Annotated in this window: 20 protein-coding genes; 12 read left to right on the top strand and 8 right to left on the bottom strand. The window is 45.6% G+C overall.

Annotated features, from left to right (window positions below; all coding sequences use genetic code 11):
* Positions 1-136: 136 nt before the first annotated feature.
* Positions 137-358, bottom strand: coding sequence for a DUF1289 domain-containing protein (locus AABA11_RS05350; protein ID WP_338266054.1), 222 nt, complete (start codon positions 356-358; stop codon positions 137-139).
* 25 nt (positions 359-383) lie between these two features.
* Entirely contained in the window at positions 384-797 is a 414-nt protein-coding gene (gene arfB / locus AABA11_RS05345) for an alternative ribosome rescue aminoacyl-tRNA hydrolase ArfB (protein WP_338266052.1), read from the bottom strand.
* Positions 798-937: 140 nt separating this feature from the next.
* On the opposite strand from arfB, the gene hisA reads away from it, so the two are divergent.
* Positions 938-1699, top strand: coding sequence for a phosphoribosylformimino-5-aminoimidazole carboxamide ribotide isomerase (hisA, locus tag AABA11_RS05340; protein WP_265728915.1), 762 nt, complete (start codon positions 938-940; stop codon positions 1697-1699).
* A gap of 113 nt (positions 1700-1812) precedes the next feature.
* Positions 1813-2592 (top strand): hypothetical protein, encoded by a 780-nt coding sequence (locus tag AABA11_RS05335; RefSeq protein ID WP_265728914.1) that lies wholly within the window; start codon positions 1813-1815, stop codon positions 2590-2592.
* Between the two features lie 47 nt (positions 2593-2639).
* On the opposite strand, the gene AABA11_RS05330 is transcribed toward AABA11_RS05335, so the two are convergent.
* Entirely contained in the window at positions 2640-3116 is a 477-nt protein-coding gene (locus AABA11_RS05330; protein WP_338266048.1) for a hypothetical protein, read from the bottom strand.
* Positions 3117-3271: 155 nt separating this feature from the next.
* Here AABA11_RS05330 and AABA11_RS05325 point away from each other — a divergent pair, with 155 nt between their 5' ends.
* Positions 3272-4621 carry a sigma-54 interaction domain-containing protein gene (locus AABA11_RS05325; protein ID WP_338266046.1) on the top strand — a complete coding sequence of 450 codons (1350 nt, stop codon included), beginning with the start codon at positions 3272-3274 and terminating at the stop codon, positions 4619-4621.
* A gap of 52 nt (positions 4622-4673) precedes the next feature.
* Here the strand turns inward: AABA11_RS05325 and AABA11_RS05320 are convergent, their stop codons facing one another.
* Positions 4674-4946: a lipoprotein gene (locus tag AABA11_RS05320; protein WP_338266044.1), complete on the bottom strand. Its 273-nt coding sequence runs from the start codon at positions 4944-4946 to the stop codon at positions 4674-4676.
* A 424-nt stretch (positions 4947-5370) separates the two neighbouring features.
* On the opposite strand from AABA11_RS05320, the gene aguA reads away from it, so the two are divergent.
* The 4 genes from aguA (at position 5371) to AABA11_RS05300 (ending at position 10402) form a co-directional block, all read left to right on the top strand.
* A complete protein-coding gene (gene aguA / locus AABA11_RS05315) occupies positions 5371-6480 on the top strand; it encodes an agmatine deiminase (protein ID WP_338266042.1) in 1110 nt (369 codons plus the stop codon).
* Positions 6481-6773: 293 nt separating this feature from the next.
* Entirely contained in the window at positions 6774-7751 is a 978-nt protein-coding gene (gene rsgA / locus AABA11_RS05310; protein WP_338266040.1) for a GTPase RsgA, read from the top strand.
* A gap of 179 nt (positions 7752-7930) precedes the next feature.
* Complete coding sequence (hemG, locus tag AABA11_RS05305; RefSeq protein ID WP_338266038.1) at positions 7931-8458, top strand: menaquinone-dependent protoporphyrinogen IX dehydrogenase; 528 nt, start codon at positions 7931-7933, stop codon at positions 8456-8458.
* 69 nt (positions 8459-8527) lie between these two features.
* Positions 8528-10402, top strand: a complete 1875-nt coding sequence (locus AABA11_RS05300; RefSeq protein ID WP_338266036.1) for a cation:proton antiporter domain-containing protein — start codon at positions 8528-8530, stop codon at positions 10400-10402.
* Here the strand turns inward: AABA11_RS05300 and AABA11_RS05295 are convergent, their stop codons facing one another.
* A complete protein-coding gene (locus AABA11_RS05295; RefSeq protein WP_338266034.1) occupies positions 10403-10765 on the bottom strand; it encodes a Fis family transcriptional regulator in 363 nt (120 codons plus the stop codon).
* Positions 10766-11035: 270 nt separating this feature from the next.
* Between AABA11_RS05295 and argC the strand changes: the two genes are divergently transcribed.
* The 3 genes from argC (at position 11036) to AABA11_RS05280 (ending at position 15174) form a co-directional block, all read left to right on the top strand.
* Positions 11036-11974 carry an N-acetyl-gamma-glutamyl-phosphate reductase gene (argC, locus tag AABA11_RS05290; RefSeq protein ID WP_338266033.1) on the top strand — a complete coding sequence of 313 codons (939 nt, stop codon included), beginning with the start codon at positions 11036-11038 and terminating at the stop codon, positions 11972-11974.
* A gap of 60 nt (positions 11975-12034) precedes the next feature.
* Positions 12035-13468: an SLC13 family permease gene (locus AABA11_RS05285; RefSeq protein WP_338266031.1), complete on the top strand. Its 1434-nt coding sequence runs from the start codon at positions 12035-12037 to the stop codon at positions 13466-13468.
* A gap of 95 nt (positions 13469-13563) precedes the next feature.
* Entirely contained in the window at positions 13564-15174 is a 1611-nt protein-coding gene (locus tag AABA11_RS05280; RefSeq protein WP_338266030.1) for an NAD(P)/FAD-dependent oxidoreductase, read from the top strand.
* Positions 15175-15254: 80 nt separating this feature from the next.
* Here the strand turns inward: AABA11_RS05280 and AABA11_RS05275 are convergent, their stop codons facing one another.
* Entirely contained in the window at positions 15255-15950 is a 696-nt protein-coding gene (locus AABA11_RS05275; protein ID WP_338266028.1) for a hypothetical protein, read from the bottom strand.
* Between the two features lie 225 nt (positions 15951-16175).
* On the opposite strand from AABA11_RS05275, the gene AABA11_RS05270 reads away from it, so the two are divergent.
* Positions 16176-17528, top strand: a complete 1353-nt coding sequence (locus tag AABA11_RS05270; RefSeq protein ID WP_338266026.1) for a YdgA family protein — start codon at positions 16176-16178, stop codon at positions 17526-17528.
* Between the two features lie 93 nt (positions 17529-17621).
* Here AABA11_RS05270 and AABA11_RS05265 read toward each other — a convergent pair whose 3' ends face one another.
* On the bottom strand, positions 17622-18302 hold the full coding sequence (locus tag AABA11_RS05265) for an SPOR domain-containing protein (protein WP_338266024.1): 681 nt from the start codon (positions 18300-18302) through the stop codon (positions 17622-17624).
* Positions 18303-18374: 72 nt separating this feature from the next.
* Positions 18375-18779: a YqaA family protein gene (locus tag AABA11_RS05260; protein WP_338266022.1), complete on the bottom strand. Its 405-nt coding sequence runs from the start codon at positions 18777-18779 to the stop codon at positions 18375-18377.
* A gap of 237 nt (positions 18780-19016) precedes the next feature.
* Here AABA11_RS05260 and AABA11_RS05255 point away from each other — a divergent pair, with 237 nt between their 5' ends.
* Positions 19017-20627, top strand: a complete 1611-nt coding sequence (locus AABA11_RS05255) for a methyl-accepting chemotaxis protein (protein ID WP_338266020.1) — start codon at positions 19017-19019, stop codon at positions 20625-20627.
* Positions 20628-20750: the final 123 nt, after the last annotated feature.

Raw genomic sequence — 20750 nt, 5'->3', positions numbered from 1 at the left:
ACACTTGGTCAACACCAAGCGGCTTTTTGTGTTTCTAGAACTTTGACGTGGGCAGGCGTGGCTTTCTTACACTAATACTGAAAAAAAAGACAAAACAAAAATCGCGAACATGAGAAAATACAACCGTTGGGGGAAATCAGCGATAACGCGCATCGTGTTGTTGTTTACGAGTAGAACAACGGTTCAAAATATCCCGTTTTTGCGCGTCAGAGGACCGTTGCCAATTCATGATCTCCGTAATGGTGCGATAGCAACCGACACAGACATCATCGCCATCCAAACAACAGTGACGAATACAAGGACTTAGCACCTTCGATTCGGATATCTCGTTCACACCGGCGATTGGCTTATTCTTCATGCGGATACATTCTTGGCCATGTTAATCAGTCCCAGTTACTGCGACGCAAACTTTTAATTTGGCCTTTTTGCTTTTTCTGATCAACGCGCTTTCTCTGCGAAGAACGTGTGGGTTTGGTCGGGCGGCGCGCTTTTTGAACGCGTACAGCGTCAAGAATCAGGTCTTTCAAACGAGCCAGTGCGTCTTCTCGATTCAATTCTTGGGTGCGATGTTGCTGTGCCTTGATGACAATATCACCGTCTTTGGTGAGCCGTGAATCACTCAGCGCCAGCAAACGTTCTTTGTAAAATTCTGGCAAAGACGAATTCGCAACATCGAATCTAAGGTGAATGGCCGAAGACACTTTATTCACATTCTGCCCACCCGCACCTTGAGCACGAATGGCTGTCAGTTCTATTTCATGATCTGGGATCGACACGGCGAGGGTAATTTGCAACATGGTAGTAGCGCTATGATTCTTATCTATCGAATTGGTCTGCGATTATAACAGGCTTATTAAGTGTTTGCTTTGGCGCATCGTTTATCAGTACATTATCGGTTACAATCGCCGACTTGTTTCCGACTAAATAGGAGTTTTTTGTGACCCAATTCCGTCCTTGTATCGATCTACACCAAGGCAAGGTTAAGCAAATTGTAGGCGGCAGCCTGAACGACAAAGGCGCCACCGAGAACTTTATCAGCGAATACAATGCTGAACATTATGCCCTAATGTACAAGGAGCATAATTTAGTGGGTGGGCATGTCATTGCACTTGGCAAAGGCAACCAAGAAGAAGCGCTCAGCGCACTTCGCGCCTACCCAGATGGTTTGCAATTTGGCGGAGGCGTCAATAATCGTAACGCAGCAAGTTACCTATCAGCAGGGGCGTCGCACGTTATTGTTACTTCTTATTTGTTTGAAAATGGCGAGTTTTCTTGGGATCGCCTGGACAACATCAAACGAGAAACCGGCACCGATCGTTTGGTGCTCGATTTAAGCTGCCGTCGCACAAAAGACGGTTGGTATATTGCGACAGACCGCTGGCAAACCATCACATCGACGCAAGTGAACCAAGAAAACTTAATAGAGTTAGCAAACCACTGTGACGAGTTTTTGATTCACGCGGCAGACGTTGAAGGCCTACAAGCGGGTATTGATGAAGACTTAGTCACCTTACTTGGAAAAGGCTGTCCTGTTGCTGTGACATACGCTGGTGGAGCTCGTTCGTTAGCGGATTTAAAGCGTGTCCATGAACTATCCAACGGGAAAGTCGATTTAACCATCGGCAGTGCCTTAGACATTTTTGGTGGACAAGGTGTGACCCTAGACGAATGCATTTTGTGGAATAACTCGCAAAAATAACCCTACGTTTGAGGCAAGTAATTTGCTTGCCTCAAACGCTTTTCTCGACATGTCCCCCGCCATACCGCATACTTAGTGGCCTATTTTTTCGCCTCTAATCCTAGGATTATTCAATGCCTACATTACGTTCTGGCCTTTTACTTGCAACGCTATTACTTAGCGCCTGCTCGATGCCAATTTTACAAGATTCCCCCTCTTCCAAGGTGGATAATCGCGACACAAATACCGTTCAAACCAATGCGCTAGACACGCCATCGGTAAACACTTCTGCGGCAGAAGAGTTAACACCAACGAACACGACCACTGTGCCAACAGAAAATTCTTCCACCAACAAGACGCTAATGAAACAGCTTGCGGATCAAACCGCCTTGGCGCAATCCAATCACACCGAATTGACCAACCGACTCGGCAAAGCGGCGGGGTTACCAAAAGTATCCCCAAGCCAATCTCAGACCGACAAAGAACTGAACGCCAGCATTCAAGCATTGCGCACCTATGTCAGCCAAACCAACACGACGTTAGCGGCGTTAAATGCGCGCGTTAGCGACCGCCAAAAAGTGGCAATGAATGGCGATGTGATTCGTATTTTTCTGTCTGAAGTGACCGTTGAGCATAATGCGGTTTCTTTCAAAGCTCAGCCGCTTGTGGGTCAATGGGTTCGCGGAGAAAGCCGTGGCATTCGCTTAAAAGACAACATTTTGTTTGAGAACCCTAAATCGGAAGACTTGAACATCACGTTTTCAGAAACCTACCAATTGGTGGTGAACAATCAGGTTATTGCGACCATTAACCCAAACAGAGAAAAGAATGACGCTAATTTTAATGTCGCAACGCACGATAAAACTGGCTCTATTAAAGGCAAGTTAGATTACCGTATCGTTGACGATAAATAAGCATGTCGTTTTGCTGTATTAACGAGGGATTGTTTGCTAAATGCTCATCACAATTGGGCATTTTCTCGCCGCTGCTGCGCGCGATCTATGCCTCTTTGGAGACTCGCCAAATTGTCAGAAATCGCGCACACAAAAGGCTCATTCACTAGTTGTTGAGACCATACCCGAAGCTGCCTTATCGTCTGTTTATTCACATCCATTACTTGAATGGGCGCTTGGGAAGCGGATCCATCTAACGCAGCTAAATACGCCGTCGCAATGATGCTTGCGGTGGGGGAAGCAGCGTTAGTGCCTGCCGCGTTTACTTTGACTACTTGGCGGTTAATATTGACCATTAAGCATGCCGCCAAATGCCGATACAACACAGACAACGACTGAAACACCTGTTTCTCTAGCGTATTATCCGCTCGATTATGTAGCCTTGAATTGGCAAAAACACCGTCTAAGCACACAGAAAGCATGTCGTAAAGAAGCCGACAGTCATGTTGCGTAAAAGTCCTCTGATCCAAACTGTGTTCTTTCATCACCGTGGCCTCCTTTCAAAAAAGGGTGAGCTTTGTGCAAATACGCGTGATTAACGCTGTGTTTCATGAAAAGTAATAGAGCCACACCTTTGATCCGCTTCAACCCTATGATTTTATTACCGTATCCATTTCATGATATCGATTCAGGGAAAATAATGATGTCTTTACCAAAGCTCTTTTTGCACGTTCAAGACCCTACTTTGGCGTCCGACCTGCTGGCGCTAAAAGGCGTTTTACAATATGAACTGAACATCAGTCATCACGAAGAAAATTGGCTACTGCAATTAACTGCGAGCCAATGTGATGTCGCACTCATTGAAGTCCATTCCGATCAAGACGAGTCATTGAGCGCCCTAATCCATCACCCCATTCTGTCGCAAACCGAATTCTTCTTTTTTAGCCAAGGCGAACCCGATGAGCGATTGGACAAACTCATTCAAAAAGGCGCCGGCTTTCATTATCGCGCACCATTCAATGTGAATTTAGTGGCATCGTCATTAAATGAAGTTTTTAGCGAACTAAGCCACTCTTCGCCTCAGGTCACGACACAAACCAGCTACCTAGATCAATTTGGTTTGCTTGTTGGTTCTTCCAGCGCCATGCATACTCTGTATCGCACCATTCGCAAAGTTGCCGCCACAAACACCAATGCGTTCATCATCGGTGAAAGCGGTACGGGCAAGGAATTGATTGCAAATACCTTGCATGTGTTTAGCCCAAGAGCGGATGCGCCGTTTGTGGCCATTAACTGCGGCGCGCTGAGCCCAGAGCTGATTGACAGCGAACTGTTTGGCCATGTTAAAGGGGCGTTTACGGGAGCACACAAAGACCATCAAGGTGTTTTTGAACAAGCCGAAGGCGGTACGCTCTTTTTAGACGAAGTCACCGAAATGCCCTACGAACACCAGGTAAAATTGTTACGAGTATTGGAGAGCGCAGAATACAAACCCGTAGGAGCGCAGCATGTAAAAAAAGCCAACGTGCGGATCGTGGCTGCCACCAACCGAATCCTTGGAAACGCCATTCGTGACGAAATCTTCCGTGAGGACCTGTATTTTCGCCTCGCCCAATTTCCCATTCAATCTCCGCCATTGCGTGATAGAGAAGGCGATGCTTGCGGTCTTGCCCAACACTTCTTGGCATATCGCAATGCCCAAGATGGCCTTCACAAACAACTTTCTGATCAGAGTCTCGAAAAAATCCGCCAATATGCTTGGCCTGGCAATGTCCGAGAACTAAAACACGCCATCGAGCGAGCGTATATTTTGGCCGACCACACCATTCACCCCGAGCACATCATTACCAATGAAATCAAAGCGCAAGAACCATCAAAAGCAGCGGGCATTCCGCATGGCATGCGCCTTGATGATATCGAAAAAATCGCCATTCTAAAGACACTCAAAAGTAACGATGGCAACCGCACAGACACCGCCAATCAACTCGGCATAAGCATCAAAACGCTCTATAACAAGCTAGACAAATACGACAACTCACCACTTGTGTAAGTCAAATAAAAACGATTGAGGCAGAACCTGTCTGCCTCAATCGAACTTATTATTAACAATTAGTGTCGGCTGCGTTAACACCTTCTTTTACTTCTTCGCATTTGTCTTCAATGGCATTACCAGCGTCTGTCATGGTGTCTTCCATTGCATTACCAGCGTTGTTCAATGCATCACCTGCGTCATCCATTGTTTGCTCAACGGCATCTCCTGCGTTTGACATGGCATCTTCTACTTTGTTTTCTTCGCCTTCTTGTCCACATGCTGCCAATGTTGCCGCTGTTACAAGAACCAAAGCGCTGTTTAGTAGAGTACGTTTCATAGTCATAATGGTAACCTCCATTTAGTGTTATAAAATTCTGCAAAATCAACGCTGAATAAGCGTGACTTCAAGAAACCGATTCAACCTATATTGGATGGTTTTTTCTTCCAAAGGTTGACGTCACTTAGACTGTTGCGAATGTTGTGCCAGCTTTCCAGAAACCACATAAACCACTGATTAATAATATTTTTTTATTGAATATTCACTTTTATAGGTGATGCTCGGCGTGCGTTGGCCTGTATTTTTTACCATTTTACTCGGTAACGCTTTCCGTCGAGGAAATGTAAAGACGCAAAAAATGTGCTGCCAATAAAAGCAAACTCACCAAAATAGACAAAAATACGCTTGAATGTTTGCGTCTCTGCCATAGAATTGGCGAAAAACCGATCCTCTGCGAATAGAGGCTCACCGCCAGAATAAAGGACACGTTATGAGCAGCACGCTTTTTACCTCACCACGACTGGATGGCTTTCGAATGCCTGCAGAACATGAGCCGCAAGAGCAAGTGTGGATGGCATGGCCAACCCGAGAAGACAACTGGCGCGAACAAGGCAAGCCGGCACAACAAGAGTTTGTTGCGGTTGCTGAGGCCATTTCTAAGGCCGCTGATGTCACTTTTATTGTGGATGAAAAACATCACGATCAAGCTCGTCAATCACTACCAGATCATATTCGATTGCTCACTATTCCCTCTGACGACTGCTGGATGCGTGACATCGGTGCGACTTATGTTGTGAATGACAAAGGCGAACGCCGTGCAAACAGCTGGCAATTCAATGCCTGGGGTGGCGAGTTAGATGGACTGTACGACTCATGGGAGCAAGACAACGCAGTGGCCGAAAAAATGGCCGCCGTTACGGGCGATCAAGTTTACGCAGCGCCTTTGATTTTAGAAGGCGGTTCCATTCATGTGGACGGTGAAGGAACGCTGTACACCACAGAAGAGTGCCTGCTTCACCCAAGCCGTAACCCTGATTTGAGCAAAGCGGACATTGAAGACCTACTAAAGGTGTATTTGAACGTAGATAAAATCATCTGGTTAAAAGACGGTTTGTTTAACGACGAAACCAATGGCCACGTAGACAATATCATGCACGTGATTCGCCCAGGTGTTGTCGCGTTAACCTATTGCGAAGACCCAAACGACCCGCAGTACGCGATCAGTCAAGCGGCCTTTCAAGTCCTAAGCAACACAAAAGACGCCAAAGGCCGAACGCTGGACATCATCAAACTGCCCATGCCCGGCCCACTGTACGTCAGCGAAGAAGAAGCCAAAAGCGTCGTTGAAAGCCCTAATATGAACCGCGATGCAGGCGAACGCTTAGCCGCGTCTTACGCAAATTTTTTAATCTGCAACCAGCACATTATTTTTCCTGTATTTGGCGTAGATACCGACGAGCAGGCTAAGCGTTTATTGCAAGCAGCATTCCCTGATTATGATATTCACGGCATTTATGCCAGAAATATACTATTAGGCGGTGGAAACATTCATTGCATTACTCAGCAGGTTCCAAAGAAATCCGCTGTAAAAGGTATTTAATCTTGGTAAATGTCTCTTGTCAGGCATTAAATTGGTGAAAGATGCTGCGCGGTCATTTCCATGTAAATAGCCCGACGATAACGCATTTTTATGACAGCAATATTTCTGTTTGTAGGCCAGTCACACTGTGCTAATCTCGCAGAATAACGCCTTGTTTTAACGGGTTATAATCCGTGTGGTTTGGTGTATTTTTTTGGCTAGAACAAAGGTAACTATTTACTGATGTTCGGTTGTACTAATTGAAGCGCTTTGCTTCTAATTTACGATGGCGTATTTCGCTTGGGGTAATATCAATGGATTCCACGTTTACTTTATTGGATCTAGGCTGGCAGGCTTACTTTCAACAACAGTTATCATTGGATGATTTAGAATCGAATCGCATTGCGCGTATTTGTGCTTTTAATAGCAACCAATATGAGCTTGTCGGTGAATTTGGCTTTTTTTCATTAGAAAGCCATTCAGATATGCCAAATATGGCGGTGGGTGACTGGGTTGTTACCGATACTGAAAACCGTTTTTTGCGCCTTTTAGAAGCCAGTTCAGCCTTTGAAAGCATTGCTTCCAATATCGATACTGTTTTTTTGATTTGCGCATTAAATCAGGATTTCAACTTAACGTTAATCAAACGTTATTTAGAACTTACCCATGAAGCTCAAGCTGATGCAGTGGTTGTATTGACCAAAGCTGACACCTGTGACGATGCCATGGAAAAACGCGCTCAAGTCGAAAAACTCGACCCATTACTGATCGTGGAAACCGTCAATGCGTTGGATGCAAACAGTTTGTCTTGTTTGGCACCCTTCCTTAAAAAAGGCAAAACGGTTGCTTTGCTAGGCGCCGTTGGATCAGGCAAGTCGGCCTTGATCAATACGCTGATGCAAACCACCGACAGCAATAAGACACAACGTAATATTGGCGAGTCTGGGTCTTTAAAAATCATGCCTTCAGGAGCGATTTTATTAGATACCGCTGGCATGCGTGAATTGCAATTAGCAGAGTTTGATAGCAGTGCCATTGCCAATTTCGCCGATATTATTGTCTTGGAAAAACAATGTCGCTTTAGTGACTGCCGCCATGAAGGTGAGCCTGGTTGCGCTTTAAAAGCCGCCGTGAAGTCCAATCGTCTTGATGAACAACGCGTTGCTGACTTCTTATTGCTGCGCAATGAAGACAACGACGACGATCAAGTCACGAAGTCTAAGCCACAAGAAAAATTTTATCGCAGCGCGCAATCTGACATTCGCGCAAGAAAACACAGCTCAGCTGAGTAAATTCATTCGATAACACGCAAAGCGGTTCCTCTATGATGAACCGCTTTTTTTATGGGATTTTCCATAAAAACGAGGAAGCATGGCCTGCGCCCTTTACACTCGCTCTATGAGTGTTTATAACTCGTTGCATTCCTTACGTCATTCCAGCCAAAACAACAGAGGCAGTTTTTCTGATTCCCATGTCCAATACTTTGCTCATTTATTCCACTACCGACGGCCATACTCAAAAAATCAGCCAAAAAATGCAATCTGTTTTAGAGCAGCAGGGTCATACTGTCACCTTGATGCCGGTGGAAGACGCTACGTCTGACACACTTGCCCAACATGACAAGATTGTTATTGGTGCCAGTATTCGCTACGGCAAACACCAAAAAAATGTGGCTGATTTCATCACCCAAAATAAAGCCTTGTTAGAGGACAAACCCAATGCGTTTTACACGGTGAATTTGGTGGCGCGTAAAGCCGAAAAATGCCAACCAGACACCAACCCTTATATTGTAAAATTTTTGGATCAATTGAATTGGCAGCCAGCTTTAAAAGGCGTTTTTGCTGGCAAATTAAATTATTCTATTTACGGCTTTCTCGACAAAAACATGATTCGTTTTATTATGTGGATGACCAAAGGCCCAACCGACCCAACAACCAATATGGAATTCACCAATTGGGAAAGCGTCGACCAGTTCGCACGCGATGTGGCGGATTTATAGTGTTGCCGTCCACGTCAATAACACGATAACACTCTTAAAAATCTTGTCTGCTATAAAGGACCCAACGACGTGACTGACGCGCTTTTACTTACCTTTGTTTTTCTGGTTGCTGGCGTTATTTCTGTTCCGATTGCGTCACGTCTTGGACTGGGCTCTGTGTTGGGGTATTTGCTGGCAGGCGTGATCATCAGCCCGCTGTTGGCCATATTAAGCGTTGACATACACTCCATTCAGCACTTCGCAGAACTGGGGGTGGTGTTGATGCTGTTTATAGTTGGATTGGAACTCAACCCTAAAAAACTGTGGGACTTAAAGTCCAAACTGATCGGTTTGGGGGGCGGACAAGTCGCCTTGACGGCACTCTGTGTTATGGGGCTGGGGGTGTTGCTAGACCAAGAGTGGCGCACCAGTCTCGCTATAGGTTTGGTGTTGGCACTCTCTTCGACTGCCATTGTCATTCAGACGCTGACCGAAAAGGGCCTGATGAAATCCGATGGAGGCCAGTCGTCTTTTGCGGTCTTGCTGGCACAAGATATTGTTGTGATTCCAATGTTGGCGTTTATTCCTTTGCTCGCAACACCTGAACTCATAGATGCGGTAAGCCATACTGCCAAAGCCCTGCATGACACTACCTCGACCGACAATGTGTCTCTGTTGTCTGGGCTTGAAGCTTGGCAAACCACATTAGTGACCTTTGGCGCCATTGCCATTGTGGTGTTAGGTGGCAGCTTTTTAGTGACGCCAATTTTCCGCTTCATTGCCGTTGCGGAATTAAGAGAGCTGTTTACCGCTGCGGCGTTAATGTTTGTGATCGGCACAACGCTGTTGATGTCGTTGGTGGGGTTATCCCCTGCTCTGGGCACGTTTTTAGCCGGCGTTGTGCTGGCAAACTCGCCTTATCGTCACGAATTAGAAAGCGACATTGCGCCGTTTAAAGGCTTGCTGTTGGGCTTATTCTTCATGACGGTCGGTGCGGGTATTAATTTCACCTTACTCTTCCATCACTTTTTTTCGATTCTTGGTTTAACCGTTGGACTCATTCTTGTCAAAGCCACCACTCTGTTGTTGCTTGGATGGTTTTTTAATATCCGTGGTTCCAACAAATGGTTGCTTGCGTTGGGGTTGGCGCAAGCGGGGGAATTTGGGTTTGTTCTGGTGTCTTTTACCGTCAGTAATGCCGTAATATCACAAGACGTAGCCGACACCTTACTATTAGTCGTTGCTTTGTCGATGCTACTGACGCCAGCCTTATTTATCATTTACGACCGCATTATTGCACCACGCTATGCCACCGACCACGCGGCAGAGAGCTTTGACGAGTTGCCTGATGACAACAAAATCATCATCGCAGGCTCAGGAAGGATGGGCAGCACAATAGACAACGTGCTGCGTTTAGCGGGGTTTCACTCTACCGTTATTGATTTCAGCATCAAACGTTTGAGAGCACTGCAACCCTTTGGCGTCAAAAACTATTTTGGCGACGCCACACGGCCAGACTTATTAGAAGCCGCGGGCATTGATGAAGCCTCTTTGCTGATTATTGCCATCGACAATCCAGAACAAGTGACCAAGCTCGTTAAATACGTTTGCTCGAATTACCCAGATCTACACGTCATTGCCAGAGCCTTTGACAACAATCATGTCTACGATTTATGGGCGTCAGGTTGTCGAGACATTATCCGTGAAAACTATGACAGCAGTTTGCGTATGGGGCGATCCGCCTTTGAGGCATTGGGTATTTCGCACAACAAAGCCGAGCAAATGATCGACGTTTTTAACCAACACGACAAAGTATCCATGGTTGAAGTCGCCGACGCACACCAAATCGGCGTGCCGTTTCACGAAAATAAAGTATTTATTGATCGTCTAAGCAAATACTTGGAAGAAAAGAACCCTCAATTAAAAGACGCCATGAAGCGAATTAAAGACCAAGCGGAAGATTGACTAATGCAAACGACCTGACACCTTGGCAAGCCGTTCGTGCCATTTTCCGGCATGGGTACGTTGGCAGGCTTCTTCCGTATCAAAACTGACTTGTTGAGGAAGCTTATTGAGTTTGATATTTACCCCACGTAATGCTTTTTCAATGGCAGCATAGAAATACGCGTCCTGCTTAGCATCGTACGCATTAGACAACGCCTCATCCGTATCAAACACGCACACAATTCTGAGGGATTGAGGAAAGGCATCGTAGTTAACCATGTGAGTGATCCATACAAAACCACTGACCGACTCCAGCGCCCCATCACACACCGTGGTCAACGCTTCTCTTATGGCATTTTCTATCTTTTTATCTGACTTTTTCATACACGCTCAATTCCTAAAAACGCTTGCAGTGTAACGCCTTACGAAATCATCGCCAACTTGGCCAGAGTACCCATGGAAAAATAAAAGCCAAATAGTGCAAATCCGTGCTTTTTAGTGATTAAGCGTTTTAACCAACTATTCAGTCGCGGCGCGATGCATTACACTATTTAACCATTAAAGAGCAGCGTAACAGTGCGCAAAAAAATCAGACCAACCACTCGGTAAAACTGATTTATGCTTTGATTTAATCCCCCAACAAGGAATTCCGCTGTGAAAAAAGTATTTATTGATGGCGAAACAGGCACGACAGGCCTTCAAGTAAAAGATCGCCTAGTCAACCATCCCGGCATTGAAATCATCAGTATTGATCCAGAAAAGAAACGTGACGTCGAAGAAAAACGTCGCCTGATGAAAGAAGCGGATGTAACCGTACTTTGCCTACCTGATGACGCTGCAAAAGACAGTGTCGTATTGGCGAAAGAAGAAGGCTGCCGCATTTTAGACGCCAGTTCAGTACATCGTGTTGCAGAAGGCTGGGTATACGGTTTGCCAGAGCTTGACGTGACACAACGTGAAAAAATCAAAAGCGCGCAATTTGTGTCTAACCCAGGATGTTACCCAACGGGTGCGATTTTGTTGCTAAAACCATTAGTAGAAGCTGGGTTATTGTCTGCGTCTTATGACTATTCCATTAATGCGGTGTCAGGCTACAGTGGTGGCGGGAACGCGCTAATTGACCGTTACGAAGGCGATAATAACGCCCCGATCTTTGGCGCTTACGGTCTGAGTTTTAATCATAAACACTTAGCTGAAATGAAAAAATGGTCTGGTTTAGACAAAGCGCCTATTTTCGTACCAAGCGTCGGGAACTTCCGCCAAGGCATGTTGACCTTTTTGCCAATTCAGCTAAAAGACGGCGTCACCATGGAGCAGTTACACGCTAAATTGGTCGAAGTGTATGCCAACGACATGTTTGTAACAGTCAATGGCCTTAATGTGGTAGCCGATAACGCAGCGCCATTCTTGACACCACACGGCTTGGAAGACACCAACCAAATCGAGCTGTCTGTGCTCAGTGAACCTGGCAACAAGTCAGGCATATTGGTCGCTAAACTGGATAATCTAGGCAAAGGGGCATCTGGCGCAGCCGTACAAAACCTCAACATCATGTTAGGTTTTGACGAAGCCATCGCCGTTAACCTTCGTTAATCCCTCGTTCGGGCTTCTTTCATTAACAAAGATGCCCGAACTTTCCTTTAAGGCACGCCAATGAGTCAACATAATCACCCAGTTCAATCTTCCACGTCGCTTCGCGACCTTGTCTGCGTGATGGCTCAACGTTACTGTCTGCTTGTTCTCATATTGGTCATTACAGCCGCAATTGGTCTCTTGTCTTATGAATTTTTAGGCCTGAACCAAGCACTGGTGGCTGGGCTGCTTTTCTTGTGCATCGCTTTCTGGGCGACGTCTCTGGTGCCCGCTTATTGGCCGGCTTTGGGCTTATTTGCCTTTGCAACTGCAACACAGCTGGCGCCAACCCAGGTGATCTTCGCAGGCTTTCAATCATCAACATTTTGGTTGTTGTTTAGTGGCATGGTGTTTGGTGCTGCCATCAACCACACGGGGATTAATTCTCGTGCGACACGTTTGCTCATGTTGATTTTGGGCAACAGCTACCAAGGTACGATTGTAAAAATCGCCTTGTTTGCCATGGCCTTGGCGTTTTTAATTCCCTCTGGCGTCAGCCGTATCGTGTTGATCATTCCGATCATCGCTTCTCTTGCCGATCATTTTGGCTATGACCAAGATTCTAATGGTCGTAAAGGCATGTTACTGGCGGCCGCGTTCGGAACATTTTTACCCGCCTTTTCGATTTTACCGGCAAATGCACCAAACATGTTGCTTTCCGGTATGACAGAAGCTCTCTACAACGCGCCTTTTTCCTATGGGGAATACTTGCTCTTGCACTTCCCTGTTTTGGGATTGGGAAAGCTATTCATGACCATTGGGGTGATTCTTTGGCTCTTTCCCGATCAAGCCCCTAACCAAGCAATACAAGCCACTATTGAAAAATCAGCCATGACCAAAATAGAAATTCGTTTGCTGATGGTGCTTTGTGCCTGCTTTGCTTTCTGGTTCACCGACTCCCTACACCATATTTCCGCAGGCTGGATTGGCCTTATTGCTGCTTTGCTATGTTTGTTACCCAGCCTTGGGTTAACTGGAAAAAATGTTATCGATAAAGACATTCAATACGGCACCTTGCTGTTTGCGGCTGGCATCATTGGTTTAAGTGCCATCATTGCCCATTCTGGTTTGGGTCGTGTTTTGGTGAACTATTTAACAGAGGTTATTCCGTTTTCACCACACACTCCTTTGTTGAACCTTAGTTTGCTGACATTCATTTCTACGTGTGTGGCTATCGTGACGAACTTAGCGGGTGTGCCAGCCATCATGACCCCTATGGCAGAACATCTTGCGGACATTACAGGATTATCCAAAGACGCCGTATTAATGACGCAAGTATTGGCTTTTTCAACGGTTTTTCTGCCTTATCAAGCTCCGCCGCTCATTACAGCCATCGCGCTCGGCAACCTGTCTATCAGTGCAGTGACTAAAGTGTGTTTGGCTACATTTGTGCTAACAAGTCTTGTGTTGCTGCCGCTGAATTTTATTTGGTGGTATTTTCTTGGCATGTTTTAAAAGCACGACGGCTATTTGGTGACAGCTTTTCTTCGAAAAATATCGTATTATCCACCGCTATTAGCCATTGACTCAGCATACTTACTTTTATTCCTATGATACGACTTTCTAATATTCAACTTCCTCTTGACCACGACGCTAGCGCAGTAGAAAACGCGATTTTATCCATGCTTGATATTTCAGCGGAAAAACTGGTTCGTTTTAATGTATTCCGCCGTGGTTACGATGCGCGTAAAAAAACCAACATCATGTTGATTTATACCTTGGATGTTGAAACAACATGTAATGATGATTTATTGCAGCAATTCTCAGATCATCAACAAGTTAAGGAAACGCCGGATTTAGACTATCACCCTGTTGCCCAAGCGCCTGTCACCTTGACCGAACGACCGATCATCATAGGTTTTGGCCCTTGTGGATTGTTGACTGCATTGGTACTGGCGCAAATGGGTTATAAGCCCATCGTGCTTGAGCGCGGTAAAGAAGTACGTGAACGCACCAAAGACACTTTTGGTTTTTGGCGCAAAAAAATTCTGAATACAGAATCTAACGTACAATTTGGCGAGGGTGGCGCGGGAACCTTCTCTGATGGCAAACTCTATAGCCAAGTGAAAGACCCAAAACAATACAGCCGTAAAGTGCTCAATGAATTTGTTGCTGCGGGCGCACCAGACGAAATTTTGTACGTTAGCAAACCACACATTGGTACTTTCAAATTAGTGGCCATGGTCGAAAAAATGCGTGCTCAGATCATTGCGTTGGGCGGCGAGATTCGTTTCAGCTGCCGCGTGGATGACTTGCATATTGAAGATGGTCAAGTCACTGGCGTTACGCTTGCTGATGGCGAACAACTGCATTCTAAGCACATCGCTATTGCTATTGGTCACAGTGCTCGTGACACTTTCGAAATGCTGCACAATAAAGGTGTTTATATCGAAGCCAAACCTTTCTCGGTAGGCTTTCGTATTGAACACGAGCAATCGTCTATCGACAAAGCACGTTTTGGTCCAAATGCAGGTAACGAAATTCTTGGTGCAGCGGATTACAAACTGGTTCACCACTGTAAAAATGGTCGTTCCGTTTATAGCTTCTGCATGTGTCCTGGCGGGACGGTCGTTGCCGCTACCTCGGAAGAAAACCGTGTCGTAACCAATGGCATGAGTCAATATTCTCGTAACGAACGTAACGCCAACAGCGCCATTGTTGTCGGCATTGATCCTTCAGATTATCCGGGTGGGCCGCTTGCTGGAATCGAATTCCAACGCAAACTAGAAAGCCTTGCTTACGAGTTAGGTGGCAGCAACTACGATGCACCAGCGCAAACCGTTGGCGCGTTTCTGCGTAACGAAACACCAGAAAAACTGGGTACAGTTGAACCTTCTTTCAAGCCGGGAATCAAGCTCACTAACCTAGCGGATGCTCTACCAGACTTTTGTATCGAAGCGATTCGAGAAGCCATTCCAGCGTTTAATAAGAAAATCCGCGGTTTTGCCTTTGACGATGCGCTACTAACAGGGGTAGAAACACGCACTTCAGCTCCGATCAATATCAAGCGTGATAACGACAGTCTAGAAAGCATCAACACCAAAGGGCTTTACCCAGCTGGTGAAGGCGCAGGCTATGCCGGTGGCATCATGTCAGCGGCCATCGACGGCATCAAAATTGCCGAAGCCATGGCATTGAGTATAAACGCCAAAAACGCATAACCAAGCTGCCACAAAGCCAATAAAAAAGGGAACACGCAACGAGCGTCTTCCCTTTTTTATTCAGCATCAGCACAGCGTCATCACAACACCGCTGTCTCACTTATATCAAAACAAATTTGACATTCACCTTGATTCAACACGCGGTTCACGCCAATGGATTCGCTCGTCGGCACCAAGCCATTTAACGTGCCGGTAATGAAAAAATAGTTTTTATCGCCATAGCCACGCTGAATGCATTGCAATATACCTTGCTGCACGATGGCTTTTTTCGCATCCACAAGTTGATCGACATTCACAGAAAAGTCATACCCTTGATTGCCGCCTTCAAAACGCACCTCCCCTGAAACAGGAGACGGAGTCACAAACACGCCATAGTTAAAGTAAAAATCGCACGCTGAATGGTTGGATGGGTGAATCTCTGGTCGAATCAATTCAACGGCCGCAAAAGGTGGTAAATCAGCCACCCTCTCTTTAACAGCGTCAAGCGTAGCGGGCACTGTTATTTGAAAACACACTTCCAGCTCAGTACCACGAATGGCTTGGCTCGAGATCGTTTCACCAATAGGTTTGAAAACCTGAAAATCAAAGATTGGGGACAAAATAATCACGCCATCCTTATCTACAATTTTCCAACCTGCCACCCCCGCGCCCGACGCCACCAGCTCAGTAATTAACGAATCTTGTGCTGCGCAAAGTGCATCAAACGTCTGAGTTAGCGATAAAGACGCATCATGCTGAAACTCTTTAACTATCTTAGAATACTCTTCGAATACCATAGTGTAGGGAACCTTTTTTGTCATAACGAAAAGTGGCGCTGACGATTTTCAAATACAAAAAATCCGCTGCCAAATTGATTCCATGTTGGCTGAAACAATGGAAAATAAAATGTTGTATTTGCGCCACGTTATTTTGATAAAGCACGCTAGGCATTGTTTCATCTGCGTATCATTTGCCTGTATTATGCACGCCTACATTCTCCCTACAAAGAAAAGGAACTTTCTGTGAAGAAAATACTTGCTGTACTTGTGTTTGCTCTGGTGGCCGCCTGTCTGGTGGCACCTAAATTTATCGCACCGAAGCACCAAGCTAAAGTGGTCGAGCTGGTGTCAAACATCAACAAAGCACCCGGTTATCATGCAGCCATTGTGACAACGCATTCCGCGTGGTTCGGCTCTGAAAACAAAGTACAAGTGAGCTTCGATACGACTCATATTGACCCGACGATTCAAGGTGGAAAAATTGAAGCTGAGCTGATTGTCGACACGCACTTTGGTCCGTTGTTATTTTCAAAGCAAGGCGTATTCGGTTGGTTCGAGTCGACGATTCGTTTGGATGGAGAAAAACAACGCGCGATTTTACTTTGGGATGAAAATCAGCCTCTGTACGCACTTTCTGTCCTTAGCGACGTTACTGGCAACATTTACCTTGCCGATAACATCCCTGCGCTTAGCAATGCGGCCAATACGTTTCAATTTAGCGGTTATACAGGACAAGGTGACATAACCAAAACAGGTATCAACTACCAAGGTGTTTTAGATCAACTAGATATAGTGGATGGATACACTCCGGTTAAAGCATCGGGGTTTTCACTGTCAATCGAGTTAGACGCGGATCTGGCCACCATTATGAAAGGTGGCTTTTATGACAGTACAACCGATCTAAGCCTTGAGCAGCTGGATATTGGTACGGATGCGACGTTTTCAGGTTTGAACATGGAAATGGGATCCAGCTTAGATAAAGACGCTCAATTGGGCAGCATTGGGCTTGCTTACTTAATCAAAGACGTTGTATACGGCGATTTCCAGGCAAGTGACCTGACGTTGGTGACAGAGTTAAACAAACTTAGCAACCAATTCTTCATTGACTACAAAAATGTCTCAGACATGCTGCTGAATGATGCACCAGTGTCGGATGATACCTATGCGGCGTTGTTTGATTTCATGCAAGAGCATCTTGATGAGTTGTTGGCTGCCAAACCTGAATTCAACATTACGGACTTTAGCGGTTCTTTTCCAAATGGTCGTTTTAAGGCCACATTAACCAGCACATTAGCAGACATAGATACTCCCACTATGGAAGAGCTGTCGACCCCTGAGTTTTGGTTGTATAACATGATTGTGAATGCCAACATCGAAGCCGATCAAGCGTTGCTTCACAGCTTGGCGGAGCAGTTTGTTGCCAGCAAAATTTACGCGCCAGCGGATGCCCCAGAAGTCAAAATGCAAACACAAATGATCATTGATGGCTTGATTCAACAAGGCCTAATAACCTCAGAAGAGGATCAATATAAGAGTGAGATCCACATCGAAGATGGCCAAGGTAAAATCTACGACACCGAGTTTCCGTTGATGTAATCCGGGTTCATTTGACAGTCAATCGATACAAAAAAGGCGCGTTTTTTTCTGAAGTACAGATAAAAACGCGCCTCTTAATTAAATTGAAACCTGTTAGTTCGCGGCGAACGTTTCGCCGTTGTATTGCGTAACCAAGCAATCGGTGCCTTTCTCTTTCAGCATTTTACAGAAATCCGAGCCGAAGGACTTGCTAAAAAATGGCCCCACTTTTAACTGATACATCATTCGACCACTGACCTCTTTCTCATTAATCAAGGGGGTAAGACCGTCAAATGACGCTGGCGATTTTTTCTGCATTACCTTCCATCCGCGAATCGCATCTTGACGATTACCATAAGCGGCCACTTGCACTCCGTACTCTTGTTTCTGTACCGCCATTGGCGCCGCAACAACCGGTGGAGCAGCATTGGCCATTTCCACGCTTTCTTCCGTTGAATCGGCCATCATCTTATCTGAGGCCTCTTCATTTATTGGTGCTGGCGTGACCGCAGGAATCACATTTACGGCGGCCATACTATCGTCGGAAATAATATTCTCTTGAGGCTCACCCTCAGTCATAGTGTTGGATTTCTCTTGCTTTAAAGCGGCAATTTCGGCTTCGAGCGCATCGATTTTATCCAGTTTCACTTGCGCCGCTTGCCATTGATCTTCATGAGCACGCACTTTATTTTGCAAATCATCGTAGGTCATGAAGGTATTTTTTTCATCCATGGATGAACAAGCAGTCAATGATAAACCGGCCAACGCAATAAGCCACTTTTTGGACATTTCCATGATTCAATTCTCCGTGTACATCGTTCGGACTCTGCGCTTACTAATATGAGTGTGTATGCCATTCATACAGGATCAGGTGACTAGTAAGTGATGTCCCCACAAAATTAAGGCATAGCGAGCCGCTTTGCCAATGAAAACCAACGGTAAAAAATACCAAATAGGTGTACGTAACACACCCGATACTAAAGCAATCCCATCGCCAACAACAGGAAGCCATGTAAATAATAAACTCCAAATGCCATATCGATTAAAAAACCGCTCGGCCTTTTGACGAGACGATGCACTGATAGGAAACCATTTAGACTGCTCGAAACGCACTAAATAACGCCCTAACACCCAGTTTGTAAGGCCACCTATTGTATTACCAACACTCGCCCATCCCCACAAAAGTAACAACGAGGCGGATGCTTCATTAGCGTAATAGAGCAATAGCCCTTCTGACCCCATCGGCAAAATCGTCGCAGACAGAAAAGACACAAAAAAAACCGTCAGGTAATCCCACACAATATTGCCATACCCATTCATATCAAAATAATTCGATTTCTAAGCAAGAAAACACTGATCTATCTCAATTTTCTCGACTAGGAAACCCAAGACAAAACATTTACTCTTTTACGTTGCTTTTATAACGCCGGTGTTTATAACAAAGTCATTACTGAGCGCATCATCTATTTACTGTAACCAACAAGACCGACCTTACTTTTTGGAGCTGGCATGCTGGAACGCGTCAATGATATAAAAATTCGCTACAAGCTATGGGCTATTATTGGCTTAATGTCCATGGGAACGGCGGCACTTATACTCGTTTCTCTAACGTCTTTATTTTACAGTCATGTGGACGCTCGCAAAGACCGTACTCATGACATTTTAAATATTGTTAACGCGACCCTAGTTCCTCTTTATGAGAAACAAAAATCGGGAGAATTAACCGCAGACCAAGCCAAACAACACGCCTTATCTCAACTGTCCACTTACCAATATGGCGACCAACAAAGTCTGTGGGTTCTGGACCAAAAACAACACCAAATAGTCAATGCACCGGACACCTACGCCGGTAAGTCAATACCAGCCTCACTCGCCAACGCTCTCAAAGCGGCCCCATTTACATCAGAGCGCTACCAATCCATTGCGTTCGAATTTAAAGGCAATGACCACATAGTACATAATATGGTCGCGACCGCCTCCACTTTTCAGCCTTGGAATATCACGATTATTGCCACGGCGTCTATGAATGCAGTGATGGACTTTTTCCTTGTCGCTTTGGTTGATTATGCCATTTTAGTTTGCGTATTAACCGTTTTAGTCGGCGGAACCGCTCTGTATATTATCCATCTTGTCACCCATCGGGTAACGGCTTTGTGCAAAACTATGACGTCCGTTCAACATTCTGGTGATTTAACGAAACGCGTTGAATTTAAAGGCAAAGATGAAATGGGTGACATGGCCAGAGCCTTTAATAGCATGATGAACGATTTTCAATCTATCGTTCGAAATGTCAGCCATTCAAGCGAGTTACTCGATAGCATCGTTAGTCAAACCAATAACTCCACCACTAAAACCGTTCTGGGCGTGTCGAAACAGTTATCCAACACAGGTCAGGCAACGGATTTGATGCACAGCGTCATGACCTCGGTCGAAGAAACGCTTGCTATTGCCGAACAAGCCAACGATACCACTCAAGAACTTGGCCAACATTCAAAACAGGGTCTTGGGGTAATGAACAAAGCCAACCAAGACATTCAACAACTGTCTTCTGAAGTGGGCGAAGCGGCCAAGCAGATTCAACAATTGCGTGAAGAAGTAACTCACATTAATGATCGTCTTGGTGTCATTGCCGAAGTGGCGGACCAGACCAATTTACTGGCATTAAACGCGGCCATTGAAGCCGCCAGAGCCGGTGAACAAGGGCGAGGATTTGCGGTTGTTGCTGACGAAGTTCGTCAGCTGGCGCAGCGTTCACAGTTAGCGGCCACGGAAATTGGCGGCCTTATTGATCAATTAACCCAACAAACCTTGACCACCGTGGATGTGATGGAGTCGGCGCGCAATACCGCGCACCAAGGTGCAGAACAAACCTCACAGGCTGGGCAAGCGTTTTCTGAAATAGCCAGCGGGGTGTTGTCCATTTCCAAGCTCAACAGTACCATCCGTAAAGCCGCCGAACGACAATTCGAATCATCGCAAACCGTCCATCAAACGTTAGAAAATATTGCCAATATCTGCGAAGAAACCAATCACAACTCAACCGACATTCAAAAATCCGTTAACAACCTACAAGAATGCGCAAGCCAGTTACGCAAACTTGTCCATCAGTTTAGTATTTGACACAAAGGTCAGTAACGAGAGGAGAGACTAAAAAGAAGCAATCGTGACAGTTCACGCCCTTATACCGTGCACAGAAATAGGATATTCTTGAAATCTCGTTTTTTTTGGAGATTATGTGAAAAA

It is taken from the genome of Marinomonas pontica, assembly GCF_036322735.1.
Lineage (GTDB): Bacteria > Pseudomonadota > Gammaproteobacteria > Pseudomonadales > Marinomonadaceae > Marinomonas > Marinomonas pontica.
The sequence above is the reverse complement of the archived record's forward strand: the minus strand, read 5'-3'. Positions and strand labels throughout refer to the sequence as shown.